19 protein-coding genes are annotated in these 19,749 nt (G+C 68.3%); 8 read left to right on the plus strand and 11 right to left on the minus strand.

The window, feature by feature from the left end; genetic code table 11:
- Positions 1–3 precede the first annotated feature (3 nt).
- Positions 4–834 carry a hypothetical protein gene (locus tag AC50YC_RS05390; RefSeq protein WP_494952560.1) on the minus strand — a complete coding sequence of 277 codons (831 nt, stop codon included), beginning with the start codon at positions 832–834 and terminating at the stop codon, positions 4–6.
- A 77-nt stretch (positions 835–911) separates the two neighbouring features.
- Between AC50YC_RS05390 and AC50YC_RS05395 the strand changes: the two genes are divergently transcribed.
- Together AC50YC_RS05395 and AC50YC_RS05400 are read left to right on the plus strand one after the other, a co-directional pair.
- Positions 912–1,586 (plus strand): DUF1684 domain-containing protein, encoded by a 675-nt coding sequence (locus tag AC50YC_RS05395; protein ID WP_494952561.1) that lies wholly within the window; start codon positions 912–914, stop codon positions 1,584–1,586.
- Between the two features lie 4 nt (positions 1,587–1,590).
- Entirely contained in the window at positions 1,591–2,091 is a 501-nt protein-coding gene (locus tag AC50YC_RS05400) for a GtrA family protein (protein ID WP_494952562.1), read from the plus strand.
- Between the two features lie 122 nt (positions 2,092–2,213).
- Here AC50YC_RS05400 and AC50YC_RS05405 read toward each other — a convergent pair whose 3' ends face one another.
- From AC50YC_RS05405 to AC50YC_RS05430, 6 genes are all read right to left on the minus strand, one after another.
- Positions 2,214–3,371: a cysteine desulfurase family protein gene (locus AC50YC_RS05405; RefSeq protein ID WP_494952563.1), complete on the minus strand. Its 1,158-nt coding sequence runs from the start codon at positions 3,369–3,371 to the stop codon at positions 2,214–2,216.
- Entirely contained in the window at positions 3,368–4,345 is a 978-nt protein-coding gene (gene nadC, locus AC50YC_RS05410; protein WP_494952564.1) for a carboxylating nicotinate-nucleotide diphosphorylase, read from the minus strand. The genes AC50YC_RS05405 and nadC overlap by 4 nt, the downstream gene beginning before the upstream one ends.
- A complete protein-coding gene (gene nadB, locus AC50YC_RS05415; protein WP_494952565.1) occupies positions 4,342–6,099 on the minus strand; it encodes an L-aspartate oxidase in 1,758 nt (585 codons plus the stop codon). The genes nadC and nadB overlap by 4 nt, the downstream gene beginning before the upstream one ends.
- Entirely contained in the window at positions 6,096–7,409 is a 1,314-nt protein-coding gene (gene nadA / locus AC50YC_RS05420; RefSeq protein WP_494952566.1) for a quinolinate synthase NadA, read from the minus strand. The genes nadB and nadA overlap by 4 nt, the downstream gene beginning before the upstream one ends.
- On the minus strand, positions 7,406–8,116 hold the full coding sequence (locus AC50YC_RS05425; protein ID WP_494952759.1) for an NUDIX hydrolase: 711 nt from the start codon (positions 8,114–8,116) through the stop codon (positions 7,406–7,408). Before AC50YC_RS05425 ends, nadA begins: the two co-directional genes overlap by 4 nt.
- 215 nt (positions 8,117–8,331) lie before the next feature.
- Positions 8,332–8,805 carry an Lrp/AsnC family transcriptional regulator gene (locus AC50YC_RS05430; RefSeq protein WP_494952567.1) on the minus strand — a complete coding sequence of 158 codons (474 nt, stop codon included), beginning with the start codon at positions 8,803–8,805 and terminating at the stop codon, positions 8,332–8,334.
- A 176-nt stretch (positions 8,806–8,981) separates the two neighbouring features.
- Between AC50YC_RS05430 and AC50YC_RS05435 the strand changes: the two genes are divergently transcribed.
- The 5 genes from AC50YC_RS05435 to AC50YC_RS05455 all read left to right on the plus strand — a co-directional run bounded on the left by AC50YC_RS05435 (position 8,982) and on the right by AC50YC_RS05455 (position 13,858).
- The gene (locus AC50YC_RS05435; protein WP_494952568.1) at positions 8,982–10,394 is read left to right on the plus strand and encodes an amino acid permease; all 1,413 of its coding nucleotides are present in this window, start codon (positions 8,982–8,984) and stop codon (positions 10,392–10,394) included.
- Between the two features lie 137 nt (positions 10,395–10,531).
- A complete protein-coding gene (locus AC50YC_RS05440; RefSeq protein ID WP_494952569.1) occupies positions 10,532–11,620 on the plus strand; it encodes a thiamine pyrophosphate-dependent enzyme in 1,089 nt (362 codons plus the stop codon).
- A complete protein-coding gene (locus tag AC50YC_RS05445; protein ID WP_494952570.1) occupies positions 11,613–12,704 on the plus strand; it encodes an alpha-ketoacid dehydrogenase subunit beta in 1,092 nt (363 codons plus the stop codon). The genes AC50YC_RS05440 and AC50YC_RS05445 overlap by 8 nt, the downstream gene beginning before the upstream one ends.
- Positions 12,697–13,026: a biotin/lipoyl-containing protein gene (locus AC50YC_RS05450; RefSeq protein WP_494952571.1), complete on the plus strand. Its 330-nt coding sequence runs from the start codon at positions 12,697–12,699 to the stop codon at positions 13,024–13,026. The genes AC50YC_RS05445 and AC50YC_RS05450 overlap by 8 nt, the downstream gene beginning before the upstream one ends.
- 4 nt (positions 13,027–13,030) lie before the next feature.
- Positions 13,031–13,858: an alpha/beta fold hydrolase gene (locus tag AC50YC_RS05455; protein ID WP_494952572.1), complete on the plus strand. Its 828-nt coding sequence runs from the start codon at positions 13,031–13,033 to the stop codon at positions 13,856–13,858.
- 39 nt (positions 13,859–13,897) lie between these two features.
- Here the strand turns inward: AC50YC_RS05455 and AC50YC_RS05460 are convergent, their stop codons facing one another.
- Both AC50YC_RS05460 and AC50YC_RS05465 read right to left on the minus strand, forming a co-directional pair.
- Complete coding sequence (locus AC50YC_RS05460) at positions 13,898–14,305, minus strand: hypothetical protein (RefSeq protein ID WP_494952573.1); 408 nt, start codon at positions 14,303–14,305, stop codon at positions 13,898–13,900.
- 104 nt (positions 14,306–14,409) lie between these two features.
- Positions 14,410–15,717 (minus strand): WXG100 family type VII secretion target, encoded by a 1,308-nt coding sequence (locus tag AC50YC_RS05465; protein ID WP_494952574.1) that lies wholly within the window; start codon positions 15,715–15,717, stop codon positions 14,410–14,412.
- Positions 15,718–15,910: 193 nt separating this feature from the next.
- Between AC50YC_RS05465 and AC50YC_RS05470 the strand changes: the two genes are divergently transcribed.
- On the plus strand, positions 15,911–16,567 hold the full coding sequence (locus AC50YC_RS05470) for a phosphoribosyltransferase (RefSeq protein WP_494952575.1): 657 nt from the start codon (positions 15,911–15,913) through the stop codon (positions 16,565–16,567).
- 124 nt (positions 16,568–16,691) lie between these two features.
- Here AC50YC_RS05470 and AC50YC_RS05475 read toward each other — a convergent pair whose 3' ends face one another.
- Positions 16,692–18,047 carry an MFS transporter gene (locus tag AC50YC_RS05475; RefSeq protein ID WP_494952576.1) on the minus strand — a complete coding sequence of 452 codons (1,356 nt, stop codon included), beginning with the start codon at positions 18,045–18,047 and terminating at the stop codon, positions 16,692–16,694.
- 192 nt (positions 18,048–18,239) lie between these two features.
- Positions 18,240–19,694 carry a 4-hydroxyphenylacetate 3-monooxygenase, oxygenase component gene (gene hpaB / locus AC50YC_RS05480; protein WP_494952577.1) on the minus strand — a complete coding sequence of 485 codons (1,455 nt, stop codon included), beginning with the start codon at positions 19,692–19,694 and terminating at the stop codon, positions 18,240–18,242.
- Between the last annotated feature and the right edge of the window lie 55 nt (positions 19,695–19,749).

Genomic DNA, 19,749 nt, shown 5'->3' on the forward strand with positions numbered 1-19,749 from the left:
GGACTAGTTCTTGATCTCCAGAGACATTAGCATCCGCTGGACGTTGGCGAATTCCGAGCCTTCGTTGACGTATGCGGCCGCCTGGTCGAGGGTGTCAAAAGCCCGGGCCGGGGCGACCTTCTGGTCCGGGGCGAACGCCTTCAGCTCCGTCAGGTCAGCGAAGGAATAGTCCCCCCGGCCCCCGGGGCCGCGGACCAGGTTCTGCAGCACGCAGGACTGTCCTTCCGTGCCGCCGACGACGTTGGTGATGCCGTAGGAGCCGAAATATTTGTAGCCCTGGATGACCCGGTACACCACCCGCGGGTCGATGGTGCCTTCGCCGCCGCGGTGCGGCAGTTCGACCGGGACACTGCTGACGACGACGTACGGTTTCGCGGCGTCGTCCGCGCAGGCCGGGGCGGGCAGGGGCTGGAGCCCGGTCTGCAAGGTGGCGAGGTAGCGGCCCTTGCCGTCCTTGACCTCGATCTTGAGGGCTCCGGGCAGGGTTCCCTCCCCGGGGGTCACCGACTGGGCGATCCACTCCTGCGGGAGCTCGAAACTGACGGTCTTCGCAGGATCGGTGAACACCTTCCAGGCCGCCGCCGTCGAGCCGGTTTCCGCGGCGCCGGAGGTGGTAGGACCCGGCGAGGCGCCCGGTGTCGCGCTGCCCGTGGGCGGGCCGGTCGGGGAACCTGCCACGCTGGCGCTGGTGACCGGGGTGCCGCCGGCCGTCCAGCCGGGGGCGTCCCTGCCTTCGCTGGTGCAGCCGGACAGTGCGGCGCCGGCGAGCGCCAGGGCGGCGGCGATCCGGAGGCCGCGGGCCGGCGTCCGCCCGGAGGTATCTGTCCCAGTCATGGTGCCATCGTAGTGGGGCCCGGGACCCGCCGCCGGAGGCGCGGTTCCCCGCAGGGAAAGCGGGATACGCTGGGGACATGGCGGATCAAGTTTTTGGCACGACGGATTTCGGAGCCCAGGACAGCGTGGCGGACATCTCCGCCGTGGACATCGCGGACTGGCGGCTCCGGACCTTTGCGTTGTACGCCAACGTGCGGAAGATCGCGGCCGAGGACCCAGCCGAGGCGCACTCCTACTGGCGCCAGGAGCGGGACCGGATGTTCGGCACGCACCCTGCTTCGCCACTCACTGCGGCCGCCAAGTCCAGCTTCGGCGGACTGAAGACGGCGGACTACGATCCGATCTACCGTTTCCACATCCCGCTGACGAGCGAGGGTGCCGGACGGGAAATGAATGTCGAAACCGGCACCGACGGCCTGGTCCGGTTTGTCCGGCTGGGAACCTTCGACCTGCCGGAACTGGGCCAGCTCGCCGTGTGGAAGATCCACGGCTACGGCGGCGGCCTCTTTGTGCCGTTCCGTGATGCGACGGCCGGGCAGCCCGGCGGCAGCTACGGTGCGGGCCGCTACCTGCTTGACACGATCAAGGGTGCTTTCCACGGCGTGCACGGGTCCGGCCCGGAGGCCGAGTTCGTCGTTGACTTCAACTTCGCCTACAACCCGTCCTGCGCCTACAACGAGGCGTGGGCATGCCCCCTCGCCGGCCCCTCCAACCGCTTGGCCGTGGAGATCCCTGTAGGCGAGCTGTACTGAGCGGATGGATGCCCAGCTCCAGCAGCACTCCCCTGCGCCCGCCCATGCGCCCGCCGCTGCCTCAGGCCGGGCTCCTGCCCGCCGCCATTGCGGCGTCCTCCGCTATCCACTGGTCCGGCAGCTGCTGAGGTTCACCGCCGTCGGCGTCGTCTGCACGGCAACGTCGCTGGCGCTCTATGCCTTCCTCCGCCCGTACCTCGGTTCGCAGCCGGCCAATGCGACGGCCCTCATCCTCACGTCACTGATGAACACGGCCCTGAACCGGCGGCTGACCTTCAAGATCAGCGAACGCCACCGGATGAAGCGCGACCATCTCAACGGCCTGATCGTCATCCTGGTGGCGCTGCTGATCACCGGCGGCAGCCTCGGCGTCCTGCACTGGATCAACCCCCAGTCCACCGTCGCCGATGAGCTGTGGACCACCACTATCGCCGGCTTCGCGGCCACGGCCGTGCGTTTCACCCTGCTGCGGCACTGGATCTTCCGCCGCGCCCGGCACCGCTAAGGCTGTCAGCACCGTGCCGCACCACTCCGAAACCTATCCTCTCCGAAACCCCGGCTTGCGCTGTCAGATAACGTGCTTTGGAGCGCCCTGGAACAGCATTAAGTGATAGGGCAACCCGGGGGTCAGGGGGTGCCGAGGGCCTTGACGCTGCCGACGGCGGTGCGGACCGCGGCCGCCGCCTCCTGCAGCTCCCCCGCTGTGATGGTCGAGTCGAAGCTGAAGCGGACCGCGGTCTGGGCCATGGCGTCGTCGATGCCCATCGCCCGCAACACCGGGGACGGCTCGTCCGAACCCGCAGCGCACGCCGAGCCGCTGGAACAGATGACTCCCAGCCGTTCGAGCTCCAGCAGGACCGATTCGCCGCTGGTCCCCGGGAAGCAGAATGAGGCGACCGAGGGCAGCCGCTCGCTCGGATGGCCGGTGAGGACCGCGCCCGGAACCTGGGTCTGCACCGAGCGGATGAAGTCATCACGCAGCGCGGCGACGTGTGCCGCGCGGTCCCCTTGTGAGTTCCGGGCGAGCGTGAGCGCCGTCGCCAGGGCTACGGCCCCGGCCACGTTCTCGGTCCCCGACCGGCGGCCGCGTTCCTGCCCGCCGCCGTGGATCACCGGTTCCAGCCGGGTCCGGCTGCGCACGAAGAGTGCCCCGCTGCCTTTGGGCGCCCCCAGTTTGTGTCCGGAGATGCTCAGGGCATCCACACCCAGTACTGCGGTGTCGAGCGGAAGCCAGCCGGCGGCCTGGACGGCGTCGGTGTGGAACGGGATTCGCTGCGAGCGGGCCAGCGCGGCCAGCCGGGTGATCGGCTGCACCGTGCCCACCTCATTGTTGGCGTACATGATGCTGACCAGGGCGGTCTCCGGCCGGAGCACGGCGGCGAGGGCTTCCCCGGTGACGCGGCCGTAGGCGTCCACCGGCACCACATCGACGGCGAAACCGTGCACACGCTCCAGGTAGCGGGCTGACTCCTCCACGGCGGGATGTTCGACGGCGCTGATCACCACGCGGTCCAGCCGCGGGTCCGCCGCCCGGCGGGCCAGGGCGATGCCCTTGACAGCGAGGTTGTCCGCTTCCGTTCCCCCGGAGGTGAAGACCACCTCGCCCGGGCGGCAGCCCAGAGCCATCGCCGTCGCTGCCCGTGCCCCGGCGAGCGCCGTGGCAGCCGCGTCGCCGAGCGAGTGGTGGCTCGAGGGGTTCCCGAACTCCCCCGACAGGAACGGCCACATCGCTTCGAGCACCTCGCGGCGGACCGGTGTGGTGGCCGCGGCGTCGAGGAAGATCATGGCGCCGCCTGGCCGGCCTGTTCGCTCTGCCCGAGGCCGGGTGCTCGGCCCTGTCCGGTCCCGAGGCCCAGCTCAATGTCGAGTCCCAGGTCCAGGGCGGTGACGCTGTGGGTGAGTCCGCCGATCGAGATGACGTCCACCCCGGTGCCGGCGATGCCCGCCACGGTGGCCAGGTTGACGTTGCCGCTGGCCTCGACCCGGGCGCGGCCGGCCACCAGCGCCACCCCGGCGGCCAGCTCGGCCAGGCTGAAGTTGTCCAGCATGATGGTGTCCACCCCGGCGGCCAGCACCGGTCCGATCTGCTCCATGCTGTCCACCTCCACTTCGAAGTGCGTGGTGTGCCCGAGCCGCGTCCTGGCCTCCCGCAGCACCGTGGTGAGCTTCGACGGGTCTCCCCCGGTCAGGACGGCCAGGTGGTTGTCCTTGGCCAGCACCGCGTCCGAGAGGCCGAAGCGGTGGTTGGCTCCGCCGCCGCACCGGACGGCGTACCGCTCCAGCACCCGCAGACCCGGCGTGGTCTTCCGGGTGTCGGTGATGCGCGCCCCGGTGCCGTCCACGAGGGCGACGAATTCCGCCGTCCTGGTGGCGATGGCGCTCATCCGCTGGACCAGGTTCAGGGCGACCCGTTCGGCGAGCAGCACGGCGCGGGCGTTCCCGCTGACCCTCGCGAGCGCGGTGCCGGCGGCAAAGGCGGCACCGTCGGCCACCAGGAGTTCGACGGCGGCGTCCGGGTCCGTGAGCTTCATCGCCGCTGCGAACACCTCCCCGCCGCTGAGCACGCCGGGGACGCGGGCGGCCAGGACCGCCGTCGCGCGAGCGTCCGCCGGGATGAGCGTCTGCGAAGTGATGTCACCGTACGGCGCATCCTCCAGCAGGGCCGCCCGCAGCACAGCGTCGACGGCGGCGGCGGGCAGGGTTCCGGCGAGCGCCGGCACCGGGAGGGCGTCAGGCCGGGCTGCGGCGGGTGCTGTCATGACGAGATCCTTTGTTTCGAACGGGACGAGGTGGCATGCCGCTGGGCGAGCGTGCCCGCCGGCGGGGTTGAGCGGGCAGGGGCCGCGAGCAGCGGAGGGCAGGCGGCCGCCCCTGCGGTGGCGGGGGCTGCGTCGGCACGGTAGTGGGCACCCACCGAACCGGTCCGCTTCAGCGCTGCCGCCACGAGCAGCCGGGCGGCCAGCAGCAGGTTCCGGTCCTCGTGGCCGGACTGGTCAAGGCTCTCCCCCGGGTCCGGAAACCCGGAGGCGGCCGTGCAGGCCGCCGCCCATTCCGCGAGCCGGATGGCGGCGGCGTCGAGTTCGGCTCCGGTGCGCATCACCCCGGCCGCGCCGGTCATCAGGCGCCGCAGGGCGTCCCGGCTGAACGGGACACTTAGCTGCCCCGCCGCGGCAGCGGGAAGTTCGTCCCTGGCACCGGTGGCGGATGCCGCCGGACCGGGTTCTGCATCCGCCCCGCTGAGGAATGCCTCCACCGCACGGCGGCCGAAGACCAGCCCCTCCAGGAGGGAATTGCTCGCCAGCCGGTTGGCGCCCTGCGCGCCCGTGCACGCGACTTCACCGGCTGCGTACAGTCCCGGCACGGACGTTCGCCCCCGGAGGTCGGTGGCCACACCGCCCATCCAGTAGTGGGCCGCCGGGGACACCGGAAGCGTCTGCGTGGTCCAGTCGTAGCCGGCGGCGCGGGTGGCCGCGGTGATGGTGGGGAAGCGCCGGGCCAGGAATCCCGGGCCGCGGGCGGCCTCGATTCCCCGGGCGTCCAGCAAGACGGGGCTGCCCGCCGGTGCGCCGGTCGCGGCGAGGTGCAGGGCGATGCTGCGGGACACGACATCGCGCGGGGCAAGCTCGGCGTCCGGGTGGTAGTCGGGCATAAAACGGTAGCCGGCGGCGTCGAGCAGGAGGGCTCCTTCGCCGCGGACCGCCTCGGAAATGAGCAGCGCCGGCGGACCCCCGGGGATCTCATCCGCCGCGAGCGTGGTGGGGTGGAACTGGAAGAACTCCAGGTCCCGGACGGCCGCCCCCGCCCGCCAGGCCAGGGCCAGGCCGTCGGCAGTGGCGACGCAGGGGTTGCTGGTCCGGGCGAAGAGCCGTCCCGCACCGCCGGTGGCCAGAAGCACTGCGTCGGCGTCCAGCTGCCGGAGCTGCCCGTTGGCCAGGTAGGCGACACCGGTGACCCGGGCGGCGCCCGACGGGTCACTGTTGGGGTGTTCGGTGAGCAGGTCCGTGACGAAGGCACCGGTCTCCACCCGCAACCGGCCCTGGACGGCGCGGTCCAGGGCGGCGGCGACCAGGGCGCGGGTGATGCACGCCCCCGTCGCGTCCCCGCCGGCGTGCAGGATGCGGGCGGCGGAGTGTGCCGCCTCGAGGCCGAGTGCCGGGCCTCCGCCGGGTCCGGCGTCGAAGTGCACACCGTAGCGGCCCAGGCCGGCGATGTCCCGGACGGCCTCGGTGCACAGGGCCCGGACGGCCTCCGGGTCGTTGAGCCCGGCGCCGGCGGCGAGGGTGTCGGCGATGTGGGCCGCCACGGAATCGCCCGGCGCCGCCTCACCCGGCGTGAGCACGGCCGAGACGCCGCCCTGGGCGTAGAAGGTGTTGCTCTGCTCCATGGCTCCCTTGCTCAGGAGCACCACCTCGCAGGCGGGCCCGCCGTCCCGGACCGCGTCGGATGCGAGCAGCGCGGCGTACAGTCCGGCAATGCCGCTGCCCACGACCACTAAACGCGGCGGCCTGGTCACGGCCGCGCCGCCAGCATCCGCTCGAGGGCAACCCGTGCCGGGGCGGCGACGGCGTGCTCCACCTCGATGCGGTTGACCACCTCGCCCCGGACCAGCGCTTCCAGGACCCAGGCGAGGTAGCCGGGGTGGATGCGGTACATCGTGGAGCAGGGGCAGATCACCGGGTCCAGGCAGAAGATGGTGTGCTGCGGGTTTTCCGCGGCCAGCCGGTTGACGAGGTTGATCTCGGTGCCGACGGCGAAGGTGGTGGGCTCGGTCGCGGCGGCGATGGCCTTGCGGATGAAGTCCGTGGAGCCTGCGGAATCAGCGGCGTCCACCACTTCCATGGGGCATTCCGGGTGCACAATCACCTGGACGCCCGGGAACTCGGCGCGGGCCTTCTCGATCTGGCCCACGTTGAAACGCTTGTGGACCGAGCAGAAGCCGTGCCAGAGGATGACCCGGGAGTCCTCGAGGGTCTGCTCGTCGTTGCCGCCGAGGTCCTTGCGCGGGTTCCACATCGGCATCTGCTCCAGCGGCACCCCCATGGCCTTGGCGGTGTTGCGTCCCAGGTGCTGGTCCGGGAAGAACAGCACCCGCTGGCCGCGCTCGAACGCCCATTCCAGGACCGTGGCGGCGTTGGAGGAGGTGCACACGATGCCGCCGTGCTCGCCGCAGAAACCCTTGAGGGCGGCGGAGGAGTTCATGTAGGTGACCGGGATGACCGGGACCCGGCCCTCGGCGTCGGGCTCGGTGCCGAACAGTTCCTCGAGCTGTTCCCAGCACTCGGTCACGGAGTCGATGTCCGCCATGTCCGCCATCGAGCAGCCGGCGGCGAGGTTGGGCAGGATCACGGCCTGGTCCGGCCGGGACAGGATGTCCGCGGTCTCGGCCATGAAGTGCACGCCGCAGAAGATGATGGCCTCGGCGTCCGGGCGGGTCAGCGCGGCGTTGGCCAGCTGGAAGGAGTCCCCCACGAAGTCGGCGTATTCCACCACCTCGTCACGCTGGTAGAAGTGGCCCAGCACCACGGCGCGGTCCCCGAGAGCCGCCTTGGCGGCCCGGATCCGCGCGTCGAGTTCGGCGTCGCTGGCAAGCTTGTACTCCTCCGGAAGCTGGCCCTGCCGGGGGGTCGACGCCGGGGCGACGTCCGCGACGGAGGCGCCGGGACCGTAGGCGGGCACACCGGCGAGGGCCTCGGCGAGATCATAGTCCCAGGGCCCCCGGGCGAGAGCCGGGCTGCAGGTGGATGCGGCCGTTGCAATGGCCTCGGCGCTGCTGGCGGCCTGTTCGCGCGTGATCAGCTGGATGGCCGTGTTGACGCTGCTCATGGTGTGCTCCTGTTGTCTGGTTCAAGGCCTGGGCGGCCGGTGAAGCGGTAGAGGCGGGGCGGGCGGTGTTTGCCGCCCTGAAGGTACTGGTCGGTTTCTTCGATTTCGGGCGTGGCCTTGACCTGCCGGCGGAAGTTGGCCGGGTCCAGCTCGCGGTCCAGGACGGCCTCGTAGACCTCCCGGACCTGGGCCAGGGTGAAGAACTCGCCGAGCAGGTGGTACGCGATGGAGCCGTAGGCCATTTTGTTGCGCAGACGCCAGAGCGCGTAGTCAATGATCGCGTTGTGGTCGAAGGCCAGGCCGCCCAGCCGGTCCGCGCGGAACCACCGGACGTTCTCGGATTCGTCCGCGAGAGCGGCCTCGGTGGGCTGCACCAGCGCCCAGTACACAATGGAGACGACGCGCTGGGTGGGCGAGCGGTGCAGGCCGCCGAAGGCGTAGAGCTGTTCGAGGTAGCTGGGCGCCAGGCCGGTGGTCTCCTGCAGGTTCCGCGAGGCGGCATCCTGAAGGGACTCGGAGTGGGTCAGCGGGCCCCCGGGCAGGGCCCACATTCCCTTGAACGGCTCGCGGATCCGGCGCACCAGAGGGATCCAGAGCGTGGGGCGTCCGGAACGCTCACTGGGGCGGAGGGCGAAAATCACCGTGGAGATAGCCAGCGTCGGCGGCGCGAGCTGTCGCTCGGAGACGTTGGCAGCTGTTGTGTAGATGGAGACTCACCCCGCAATCGCAGGCTCCGGGCGGTCTTTTGGGACTGCACGGATGGTCCGGCCGACCGCCGGAGTAGTTATAGTCAAATTGACTAGAACTAATTCTACGACGTCGGACGCCGGGCGCAAAATGTTTCAGCTCACATCGGGCGGGCCAGGCGTCTAGCGGGCGGGCGTGGGGTGGGGCCGGCAGGTGGGCCGGGCTGCGGCCCGGCTCACCGTCCCGCGGCGGCGGCTTCCAGCAGCGGGAGGGTGCGTCCCTGGAAGTGCGTGTTGAGGACAATCACCGAAGACGAGCGAAGCACCGTCCGGGTGGCAATCATGGCATCCAGTACCCGCTGCAGGTCCGGGTTGGAGCGGGCCGCAATGCGGGCCATCAAATCCGAGCTGCCGGAGACGGTGTGGATTTCGATCAGTTCGGGGATCGCCGCGAGGGCCTCGACCACCGCGTCATGGCCCAGGTCCTGGTTGATCGTCAGGGAGCAGAACGCCACGACCGGAAAACCGAAGTGTGCCGGATCCGGCTGCGGGACCCACGATCCGATGACGCCGCTGTCCTGCATCCGGTCCAGCCGCGACTGCACGGTGGCGCGGGCAACCTTGAGCACACGGGACGCTTCCAACACCGAGGCCCGGGGTGCATCGGTGAAGAATCGGACAATCTTCGCGTCCAGGGCATCAACATCCATCAGATATTCGTCCTTTCGACGTATTCGTATCACAAACTGCTGCGGATCATCCGTTACTGACTAACAAACCGTCTCCATGCTCTCACGGCCGGCGCTCGAAGACCCCGCTTGGTAGCGGTAAATTCAATAGGTCCCATAAGGACCCAAAGATCCAAACCACACGAAGGTTCGCCAGCATGACAATGAAGTCCACCGCGGAGCGCCCCGGCCTGAAACTCGGCCACAGCATGAAGCCACGCCAACTCACCATGATGGGCCTCGGCAGCGCCATCGGCGCCGGCCTGTTCCTTGGCTCGGGGGCCGGAGTCCAGGCCGCCGGGCCCGCCGTCCTCATCTCCTACCTCGTCGCCGGAACCCTGATCATCCTTGTGATGTGGGCCCTGGGTGAAATGGCCGCGGCCAACCCCAACAGCGGCGCGTTTTCCGTCTACGCCGCCAAAGCCATGGGCAGGACCGCCGGAGCCACCGTGGGCTGGCTCTGGTGGCTCCAGCTGGTGGTGGTCATCGCCGCCGAGGCCCTCGGCGCCGCCGCCCTGCTGTTCACGGTCTGGCCGGTCATTCCCGTCTGGGCCCTGTCGCTGATTTTTATGGTCGTGTTCACGGCGATCAACCTCGCCGGGGTGAAGAATTTCGGCGAGTTCGAGTTCTGGTTCGCCATCCTCAAGGTGGCCGCCATCCTGCTGTTCCTGGGCATCGGGACGGCCCTGCTGCTGGGCTGGCTGCCGGACGTCGAGTCCCCCGGCCTCAGCAACTTCACCGCCGATTTCGCCCCCGCCGGCCTGGGCGGCATCGCCACCGCGCTCTTTGTCGTGATCTTCGCGTTCGGCGGCACCGAGATTGTCAGTGTGGCCGCCGCCGAGACCGAGAACCCCCAGCACAGCGTGGGCCTGGCGATCCGCACCGTCGTGTGGCGGATCCTGATCTTCTACATCGGCTCGGTGTTCGTCATCGCCGCGGTCCTTCCCTACACCTCGGAAGCCCTCGCCTCGCCGTTCGCCGGCGTCCTGGACGTCGCCGGCATCCCCGGTGCCGGTGCCGCCATCACGCTGGTGGCCGTCGTCGCGCTCCTCTCGGCCCTGAATGCGAACCTCTACGGCGCGTCCCGGATGGTCTTCTCGCTGTCCGAACGCGGCGAGGCCCCCCGCTTCCTGTCGAAGATCAACAAGGCCCGGGTGCCGGTGCTCGCCGTCGGCGTTTCCGTGGCGTTCGGCTTCCTGGCCGCCGTAATGGAGCTGCTCTTCCCGGAGAAGATCCTGCCGGCGCTGTTCCAGCTGGTCGGCTCGACCTGCCTGATGGTCTGGGGCTCCGCGCTCGTGTCCCAGCTGATCCTCCGCCGCCGCGCCGACCGCGACGGCACCGTCCTGCCGCTGCGGATGAAGGGTTTCCCGGGACTGACGATCTTCGGACTGGTGCTCCTGTCCCTGATCTTCGCCGTCGGTTTCAGCAGCCCTGACAGCAGCAAGCAGCTCGTCAGCACCATCGTCCTGGTGGCCGGCATTGCCGCGGCCTGCTGGATCGGTGCCCGGCTCACGCGCAACCGCAGCACGGCACCAGCCGAGCAGGCCGGGCACGCCGACGCCGGGAAGTAACAGGACCAGGCCGCGCAACTGGCCAGACTGCACAAACTGTCAAGCTTCACCCCAGTTCTGCTGACACTCTTGTGCAGTCTGGTCAGTGATTCAGCAGCTGATTGCACAGCGCATAGCGGGTGACTAGGGTCACAGCCATGGACACTCTTCCCGTGGCTTCCGGCGATGCCGCCGAACCGCTCACTCCCGCCCAGCTCCGCGAGCTCTATTCGCTGATGGTGGCGGTCCGCCACCTCGATACCTCGGCCATCGCCTGGCAGCGCCAGGGCATCATCCCCGGCTACGCGCCCGAACTCGGCCAGGAGGCCGCCCAGGTGGGCAGCGGCTATGCCGTGGACACCACCCGGGACTTCGTTTTCCCCACCTACCGCGAGATGGGCGTGGCCCGCACCATGGGCGTGGACATGGTGGCGTACATGGCCACCCACAAGGCCACCTGGCACGGCGGCCTCTATGACCCGCAGGAGTCCCGGCTCGCCCCGATCCAGGCCGTCGTGGCCGGCTCCGTCCTGCACGCTGTCGGATGGGCCCACGGCCAGACGCTGGCCGCCGGCACCGCCGGATCAAACACAGCAGACACAGCAAACTCAGCAAGCACCGACGGCAAACTCGGCGTCGCGCTCACCTACTTCGGTGACGGCGCCTCCTCCCAGGGCGATGTCCACGAGGCCCTGAACTTCGCCGCAGTCATGAAGGCCCCCGTGGTGTTCTTTGTCCAGAACAACGGCTGGGCGATCTCGGTTCCCACCGAACGCCAGGTGGCCGGCGGCTCCGTCGCCGCCCGCGCCGCCGGCTACGGCATGCCGGCCCTGCAGATCGACGGCGACGACGTCGTCGCCGTCGTTGAGGCCACCCGCCGCGCCTTCGCGCACGCTCGGGCCGGGAACGGGCCCGTGCTCATCGAGGCCATGACCTACCGCCGCGGCCCGCACTCCACCTCGGATGATCCGGGACGCTACCGTTCGCTCGATGAGGAGCGCGACGGCGCCGGCGCCGATCCGCTGGAGCGCCTCCGGCAGCGTCTGCTCGCCGACGGCATTGCCGACGAGGCGTTTTTCGCCGAGGCCCTCGCCGCGGCCAAAGCCGAGGAGGAACAGATCCGCACCGGCATCCAGGAGCTGGGCTCCCGCCCCGGCACCGAAATGTTTGACCTGGTCTTCCAGGAAACCACCCCTGCCCTGCAGGCCCAGGCCGCCAACTGGCGCGAGGAGTCTGAACATGTCTAACTCGATTCTCGAAGGCGCGAGCGCCACTGCCAAGAGCACCGCCGAGAGCACCGCCGAGAGCACCGCCACCAGCGCAGAGAGCCCGGCAGCCACCACCGTGATGTCCATGCAGCAGGCCCTCAACCGGGCCCTCGACGAGGTGCTCGCCGAAAACCCGAAGACCTTGATCTTCGGGGAGGACTGCGGACGGCTCGGCGGTGTCTTCCGCATCACCGACGGCCTGCAGGCCAAACACGGCGAACAGCGCGTCTTTGACACGCCGCTGGCAGAATCCGGCATCCTCGGCATGTCCGTGGGCCTGGCCATGGCCGGCTTCCACCCCATCCCGGAGGTCCAGTTCGACGGCTTCGCCTACCCAGCCATCAACCAGATCGTCTGCCAGATCGCACGGATGAACTACCGCAGCCGCGGCACCATGCCGATGCCCATCACGCTGCGGGTTCCCAGCTTCGGCGGCATCCGCGCCCCCGAACACCACGGCGAAAGCCTCGAGGCACTCTTCGCCCACGTGCCCGGCCTCAAGGTGGTCTCGCCGTCGAACCCGCACGAGGCCTACCACCTGCTCAAGTACGCCGCGACGCGGCCGGACCCGGTGATCTTCATGGAGCCGAAGTCGCGTTACTGGCAGAAGGGCGAGGTGGACGTCACCAGCCACGATGCAGCCGGCGGCTCCCCCACCGGCGCGAAGGTCATGCGCGAAGGCCGGCACCTCACCCTCGTCGCGTGGGGCGCCATGGTGGCCCGCTGCCTCCAGGTGGCCGAACTCGCCGCCGAGGACGGGATCGACATCGAGGTCCTTGACCTGCGCTGGCTCAAGCCGATCGACGCCGCGGCGCTGGCCGCCTCCGTGCGCAAGACGCGCCGCGCCGTCGTCGTCCACGAAGCGCCGCTCACCTCCGGCCTGGGCGCCGAGGTGGCCCAGCTGATCACCCAAAGCTGCTTTGACACGCTCAGGGCACCGGTGGAGCGGGTTACCGGCTTCGATGTCCCGTACCCTTCGGGGGACCTGGAAGACGAATACATCCCGAACATTGACCGGATCCTCTTCGGGATCCAGCGAGTATTGGAGTACAAACGTGGCTGAAATTTCCTTCCCGCTCCCGGATCTCGGCGAGGGCCTGATCGAGGCAACCGTGCTGGAATGGCTCGTGGCCCCGGGCGACCAGGTGGAGCGCAACCAGCCCCTCGTTGAGGTGGAAACCACCAAGTCAGCCGCTGAATTGCCCAGTCCGCAGGCAGGTAAAGTGGTGCGTATCCACGGCGGGCCCGGTGACAAGATCAATGTCGGCGAGCCCCTGATTGTGTTTGAGGTGCCGGACAACACCGCCGGCATTGTGGGCACGGTCCCGAAGGAAGAGGCACCGAAGCGCCGGGTCCGCCTGAGCGCCGTACTTGATGAGGACTGACACCATGAGCGGCAGACACACCGGCGAACAGCATTCCCATACCGTCGAGGGCACCGACCCGCAGCTGTACGTCGGGGTGCACGAGCCCGGGTCCGACGCCGGACTGCGCCCGGTGCTGCTGCTGCACGGCTTCTCTTCCTCCTCCAAGCTCAACTGGGAGGACACCGGCTGGCTCACCGCCCTGCTGGAGGCCGGCCGCCGCGTCATCACGGTAGACCTGCCCGGCCACGGCCGCAGCGGCGCCCCCGAGGACATGGACTCCTACACGCCCAGCAGGATCCGCGCGGATCTGCTGCAGATCGCGTTCGACGCCGGCGTCCGCCCCCTGCGTGACGGTGACCCGTCCAGCGGACTGGACCTGGTTGGCTACTCGCTCGGCTCCCGGCTGGCCTGGGAGTTCGGCGCCACCCAGCACGAGCTGGTGCACCGGCTGGTCCTGGGCGGGCCCAACGTCGCCGATCCGCTGGCCGACTTCGACCTCGTTGCCGCGCAGCGCTATCTGGCTGACGGCACGCCGATCGCCGACGCGTCCACCGCCGGACTGCTGAAGATGGCCCAGATGCTCCCCAGCAACAACATCTTCTCACTGCTGTCCCTCGTGGAGGCCATCAAGAGCGAGCCGTTCGACCCCGCCGAGGCCGTGCCGCACATGCCGATGCTGCTGGTGGCCGGGGAGAAGGACGATCGCGCCGCGTCGATGCCGGAACTCGCGGCCCTGGGCGCGACGGCGGGCGCCATGGTCGAGCAGCTCGTCCTGCCCGGCCGGAACCACACCAACGCCATCACCAGCCGCGCGTTCAAGCAGGGGGCCATCAGTTTCCTGGGCGTCTGATCTCCGGCGCCTCACTACAACGCGGGACCTGGTTGGGTTCTAGTAATCGACACCCGGCTTGGGCTTTCCCTCCATCTGGAAGCATGCCGAGGAGGACAGGACGTTGAGCGCGTTCCGCTCCGGGCTGAACTCGATCGAGTGCCGGTAACCTTCCTCACTCACGATCACCAGTTCCGGGTCGCCGTTGACGCTCGTTTTGTCCCTGACGGTCCAGCCGCTCCTGGCGGACCAGTCAGCTTTGATCTGCTCCAGCAGCGCCGCGCCGTCGGCGTCGTCGCTGAGGACGATATCCAGTGTCCCCGGCCAGTAGTAGCCGCCGGCCTCACACTCGAAGAGGGCGCGGGAGGTCTCGGTCTGCTTCGTCGTCGATACAGCCGCGGAGGGGACCACCGACAGCAGCTCGTCCTGCTGCGCGCGGGTGGACTGTTTGGCGGTGGCAAGATCCATGCTGGGGCTCCGGGGTTCGGTAGCGGGTGCGCAGGCTGCCAGTGAGGCTGCCAGGCAGAGGACTGATACGGCGTAGGACAATCGTGCGGGACGTCTGGCGGTGTTCATTTGCGGCCCCCAAAGACCACGCGGGCAATGTCCTCGCGGGCCTCACGGTTCTTGGCATCCTGAGCGCTGGCGATCAGGCTGTGGTTGTCGATCTTGGCCATCGGGTCCGTCGTGATCTTCACCGGACCGACCTGATAGTTCCTCGCAGGGTCATCGTAGATGTGCTTCGTAAACGCCGGATCCTCCAGCGGGTAGTTCTCACCCACCAGGCCCAGCCGCTGCGCGGTGGCCAGCGCGTCAAAGTCATAAGCGAAATGGTGGTACTCGGTCGCCGGATCGGCCTTCCATCCGTCCGGCATCCAGGCGCCCGAAAGGGAGACCTGCTGGTCGTAATGTGTCCCGTGCATTTCAGACGACGCTACCGCAGCTTCGCCCCAGCTGTGGGACACCGCCACCGTCCGGGCGCCGGGCGGGTTCTGCGCGGCGAGACCTTCTTCGAAGTCCGCCAGCTTCCGGCCAGCCTGCTCCCCGAAGGTCTTGTCCGCCGACTGCACGAACGTCTGGTCCTGGGGAAACTCACTGTTCTTGTAGACAAAGGCCGCCGTGCTGCCGTCCGGATCCCACTGCTGCAGGAACGCTGCCATTTTCTGGGCTGTTCCGTCATAGAAGTCACCTGCCGTGGCAAACGTTCCCGGAACATAGGTCAGGACTGTCGTGGTGTTTCCGTCGTAGTCGCCGATCATCTCAATGAGATTACCCTTCGCAGGATCGTAGGCCACGAGATCGATGCTTCCCTCCACTGTGTGCTTCAGGTACTCGGCTTCCTCCGTCCAGCCTTTTCCGTCCTGCTCCAGGATGGCCAGACGGCCTGCGGCGGCCACGCGGTTCGCTTCGATCCTGGCCGCGACAGGGAGTCCGTCGGTGTTGCCGGCCGCAAAGGGATAGAGCCGGGCAAATTCGGCCTGCTGGCTGGCGCTGAGTCCGTTCCACCACTCGAGGACTTGCCGGGGGGACATGGATCCCAGCTCGGCCGGTGTGGCGAGCTCAGCCGTAGGCGCGGCCACACCGGGTGAAGAGGACGGACCGCCGGCGGCTACGCTGGCCCTTTCCTGCTGGTCAGCGTTGGCCGTGAGCTCGCGCTGCATCTTTTCCAGCAGCTGGACGGCCCGAATCATGGAACGCGAATGGCTGGTTTCCCAGTCCGTTCTGAACGTTCGGGCGTCGTTCCCCTGCCAGTGCCTCGACGCGGCAAGCTCCGAGGCCAGCCGGCGGTGAAGGCCGCTGAGGGTCAGGGCGCTGCTTCCGGCCTGCGACGCCAGCATGCGCAGCTGCGCCACGTCCGCGCCGTAAAAGCCTCCGGCCATGGATTCTCCCAAGTCATTTACACGTAGACGGGTCGGCCGGCACGGCCAACCCGTGGACATGCTACAGCCGTTTTTCCATTCGATGGATGGTTAGAACTCCCCAGCCCCACTCCAGGCAACCATCTCGCGCAGCTACCCGACCGGACGTAGGCTGGCCGCAGCAGAAGGGGCCGGAACCGGAAGAGGGGTCTCCATGGGCATGCGCTTCACCGACCGCGAGCAGGCAGGCAGGCTCCTGGCCGCCGCGCTCCCCCAGTTTCGCGGACGCCCGGACGCTGTGGTGCTGGGGCTCGCGCGCGGCGGTGTAACGGTTGCCGCCGAGGCCGCTGCAGCACTTCAGCTGCCCTGGGACGTGCTTCCGGTCCGCAAGCTGGGGATCCCCGGGCACCGGGAAACAGCCTTCGGTGCGCTGGCCGCGGTCAACGACCGGGTGGTGCGGGTACTGAACCGGCCCGTCGTGGACGAGCTCCTCGAGCTGGGGATTCCGCAGTCCGCGCTCGATGAGGTTGTGAGGTCCGAGCAGGCGGAACTCGAGCGCCGCAGCGGAGCCGACCCGGGGCCGAGGCTGCCGCTGGCAGGCAAGACCGTGATCGTGACCGACGACGGGATGGCCACCGGAGCGACGATGCGGGCCGCTCTCGAGGCGGTGCGGGCGGCCGGCGCGGCAACCGTCGTCGTCGCGGTTCCGGTTGCCTCCCTGGAGGCACAGGCGTCCCTGCAGCAGCTCGCCGACGCCGTCGTCAGCCTCTTCATCCCCGGCCACTTCCGCGCCGTCGGCAGCTATTACCGCGCCTTCCGGCAGGTGCGGGACGACGACGTCGTCCGGCTGCTGGGCGCCCGGGCCGGCTGAACAGCAACGCTGGGTCAGCGGCGGCCCATGCGGAGGTGACGGATGGACGCGGAGTGCCCGCCCTGGGTTAAAGACGGGAGGGGCACGGACCTTGCGGCCCGCACCCCTCCTGGCTTGACTGTTGCTAGTGCCTTGCCGCGTCATCCGTTGCGCCGTGGCTGACGCCGAGCGGGCGGCCCTTGGTTTCCCCGGCCAGCAGGACGCCGACGGCAGAGATAACGCAGAGGATCATGATGTAGATGCCGATGGAACCGGTCCAGCCGGTGCCCTGCAGCAGGGCCTCAGCGATGGTGGCCGCGAACGCACCACCCAGGATGGCGCCGAAGGCGTAGCCGATCGAGATGCCCGAGTAGCGCACGTTCGCCGGGAACATCTCGGCGTACATCGCGGACATCGGGCCGTAGGACAGGCCCAGGCCGATGGTCAGGACGAACAGCGCGACTCCGTAGAGCAGGATGTTCTTGGTATCGATCAGGGCGAACATCGGGATCATCCAGGCGAAGACGATGCCGTAGCCGATCAGGAAGGTCTTGACGCGGCCGATCTTGTCCGACAGCCAGCCGCCGACCAGGGTGAAGATCAGCCAGCCGAAGGAAGCCAGCGTGGTGGCCAGCAGGATCTGGGCGACGGGCATCTTCAGGGACTTGGTGGCGTAGGAGATGAAGAACGCGATCAGCAGGTAGCCGGCAGCGTTGTTGCCGATGAAGATCATCGTCGAGTAGAGGACGGCCTTCTTGTGCTTGCGGATGAGCTCTCCGAGCGGAGCCTTGCTCTCTTCCTTGCGGTCCTGCATCTCCTTGAAGACGGGGCTCTCGGCCACAGCGCGGCGGATCAGGTAGCCGACGACGATCAGCACGATGGAGAGCAGGAACGGCACACGCCAGCCCCAGGAGGCGAAGTCTTCCTTGGACATGCTGGTGTTGAGGAAGTACAGGAGGCCGGTGGCGAGGATCATACCGACCGGAACACCGATCTGCGGGTACGCGCCGAATAGGCCGCGCTTGCTCTTGGGAGCGTGCTCGACGGCCATCAGGGCGGCGCCGCCCCATTCGCCGCCGGCGGAGAAGCCCTGGATGACGCGGAGGAGGATCAGCAGGACCGGCGCCCAGACGCCGATCTGGGCGTAGGTCGGCAGCATGCCGATCAGCGCCGTCGCGGCACCCATCATGATGAGGGTGAAGACCAGCATGGCCTTGCGTCCGAGGCGGTCACCCAGGTGGCCGGCGACGATGGCGCCGAGCGGGCGGAACAGGAAGCTGATGCCGATGAGGGCGAAGGACAGGATCTGCGCCAGGCCGGGGTTGGACGCGTTTAACGGCGCCAGGAACAGCGGGGACAGCAGCGTTGCCGTCAGCTGGGCGAAGATGAAGAAGTCGTACCACTCGATGGTGGTCCCGACCAGGGTGCCCGCGAGGACCTTGCGTTCCTCATGCTTGCTGCTGGGGCCCGCCTCAGAATCGACACTTGAAGTTGCGGTCATTGGAACTCCGTTGCTGGGGGCAGAGGTACTGCCCGGGGTGGGTGCGATGGAATAACTGAATGCCTCTAGCATTTACTGATCGAACGGTCAGTTAGTATTCAGAATCTTACTATGGATTGTGTGATAGGGCACACATCTTGGGAAAAAAGCTTTGCCGCCACCAAAAAAGACGGCAAAGTCCCTCTCCGGCGCTCAGTCGGTGCGGTTCAGGAACTCCCTGACCCGGGCCCGGACGGGCCCGCGGTCGTAGCTGTTCACCATCGCGCCGGCCATCCGGACCGGATCGCCGAAGAAGAAATATTCGTACAGCGACTGCCTGCCGGAGAATCCGGAGACTGAGGCGTCGAAGGCCAGCTTGAACAGCCGGACGCGCTCCGGGCCGGTCAGCGACTTGCCTTGCAGGTACATCTCGATGTCGGCGCGGGCGTCGCTGTTGACGTCCGCTTCGCCCGGGAGCGCCATCAGGCCGGAGGCGGAGAACTTGCGGATGATCTGCGGGAAGCGCTGGGCGACTTTCGGGTACCAGTTGCGCGCGGCATTCAGCGTGGACCACTTCGGCAGCATCACACCGGCCTCGTTGAGCTCCGCATCCGCCTCGGAGGCCCGGACCAGCGCGCGGCCGATTTCGACGTCGACAATCAGTTCCGCGATGTCCTCCTGGATGTGCTGGAATCCGTCGATGCCGATCGAGTCGGCGAGTTCGGAGGCCAGGCCGAGGAAGAACTCGCTTTTGGCGATGGTGCGGGTGACCACCTGGTGGGTCATGAGCGCGCCGGCGCCGGTTCCGGAGTAGAAGCCGTTGCACAGCTGCGGGTTGCCGAGCATGAAGATGCGCTCGTTGGGAACGAAGACATGGTCGAAGATTGCGACGGCGTCCATTTCCTCATACCGGGAGGCGAGCGGCTCGTCGTGGGTGCTGCCGCCGTTGTACAGCGAGGTGCGGCACAGGTAGCGCAGGCCCGGCGCGTCGTTGGGGATGGCGAAGGCGTAGGAGTACGGGGCGTCCTCCGGCGTGCCGCGGAGCACCGTGGAGGGGAAGACGAGCAGCTCGTCCGCGATCGGGGCGATGGTGGCCAGCATCCGGGCGCCGTGGATGACGATGCCGTCCTCACGCTCTTCGACAATCCGGGCCGACAGCTGGCCGCCAAGCTGTTCGGAGCCGGAGACGGAGCGGTTGACCTGGGGCGGGATCAGGGTGTGGGTGGCGAGGATGTCGTTTTCCCGGGCCCACTCATAGTAGTTGCGGATATTCTCGCCGAACTTGGGATCGGCCTGGGAAAACCACTTCCCGGCCGTGCTGAGGGCGGTGAGCGAGGAGTTCATGTAGTCGCCGGAACGGCCCAGGAATCCGTTGGAGGACTCGGCCCAGGTTGAAATGGCACGGCGGCGGCGTTTGAGGTCCTCGACGGTCTTCGGCACCAGGAATGACGCGTTGACAAGGTCACCGCTGGTGGGCGAGGTGTACGTCAGGGCGTTCTGGTATTTCGGGTCATGCTGCATGTCGAAGAGCTTGGCGTAGGAACGCGCCACGTTGCGGAACGCAGGGTGCTCGGCGATCTTTTCGCTGACAACCTCACCGTCGATCACCACGTGGGGCGTCATGGCGTTGAGTTTGTCCAGGTATTGCTGTCCGGTACGGATACCCATTGTGGTTTCTCCAGTCATCGTTGAGCTGAGTCGAAAGCGGGTGCGGAGGTCTCAG

Source organism: Pseudarthrobacter sp. MDT1-56, from assembly GCF_059383555.1.

Coding starts and splice junctions, on each gene's coding strand:
- AC50YC_RS05390 (WP_494952560.1), bottom strand. CDS start 834: ATGACTGGGACAGATACCTCCGGGCGGACGCCGGCCCGCGGCCTCCGG.
- AC50YC_RS05395 (WP_494952561.1), top strand. CDS start 912: ATGGCGGATCAAGTTTTTGGCACGACGGATTTCGGAGCCCAGGACAGC.
- AC50YC_RS05400 (WP_494952562.1), top strand. CDS start 1,591: ATGGATGCCCAGCTCCAGCAGCACTCCCCTGCGCCCGCCCATGCGCCC.
- AC50YC_RS05405 (WP_494952563.1), bottom strand. CDS start 3,371: ATGATCTTCCTCGACGCCGCGGCCACCACACCGGTCCGCCGCGAGGTG.
- nadC (WP_494952564.1), bottom strand. CDS start 4,345: ATGACAGCACCCGCCGCAGCCCGGCCTGACGCCCTCCCGGTGCCGGCG.
- nadA (WP_494952566.1), bottom strand. CDS start 7,409: ATGAGCAGCGTCAACACGGCCATCCAGCTGATCACGCGCGAACAGGCC.
- AC50YC_RS05430 (WP_494952567.1), bottom strand. CDS start 8,805: ATGGATGTTGATGCCCTGGACGCGAAGATTGTCCGATTCTTCACCGAT.
- AC50YC_RS05435 (WP_494952568.1), top strand. CDS start 8,982: ATGACAATGAAGTCCACCGCGGAGCGCCCCGGCCTGAAACTCGGCCAC.
- AC50YC_RS05440 (WP_494952569.1), top strand. CDS start 10,532: ATGGACACTCTTCCCGTGGCTTCCGGCGATGCCGCCGAACCGCTCACT.
- AC50YC_RS05445 (WP_494952570.1), top strand. CDS start 11,613: ATGTCTAACTCGATTCTCGAAGGCGCGAGCGCCACTGCCAAGAGCACC.
- AC50YC_RS05455 (WP_494952572.1), top strand. CDS start 13,031: ATGAGCGGCAGACACACCGGCGAACAGCATTCCCATACCGTCGAGGGC.
- AC50YC_RS05460 (WP_494952573.1), bottom strand. CDS start 14,305: ATGGATCTTGCCACCGCCAAACAGTCCACCCGCGCGCAGCAGGACGAG.
- AC50YC_RS05465 (WP_494952574.1), bottom strand. CDS start 15,717: ATGGCCGGAGGCTTTTACGGCGCGGACGTGGCGCAGCTGCGCATGCTG.
- AC50YC_RS05470 (WP_494952575.1), top strand. CDS start 15,911: ATGGGCATGCGCTTCACCGACCGCGAGCAGGCAGGCAGGCTCCTGGCC.
- AC50YC_RS05475 (WP_494952576.1), bottom strand. CDS start 18,047: ATGACCGCAACTTCAAGTGTCGATTCTGAGGCGGGCCCCAGCAGCAAG.
- hpaB (WP_494952577.1), bottom strand. CDS start 19,694: ATGGGTATCCGTACCGGACAGCAATACCTGGACAAACTCAACGCCATG.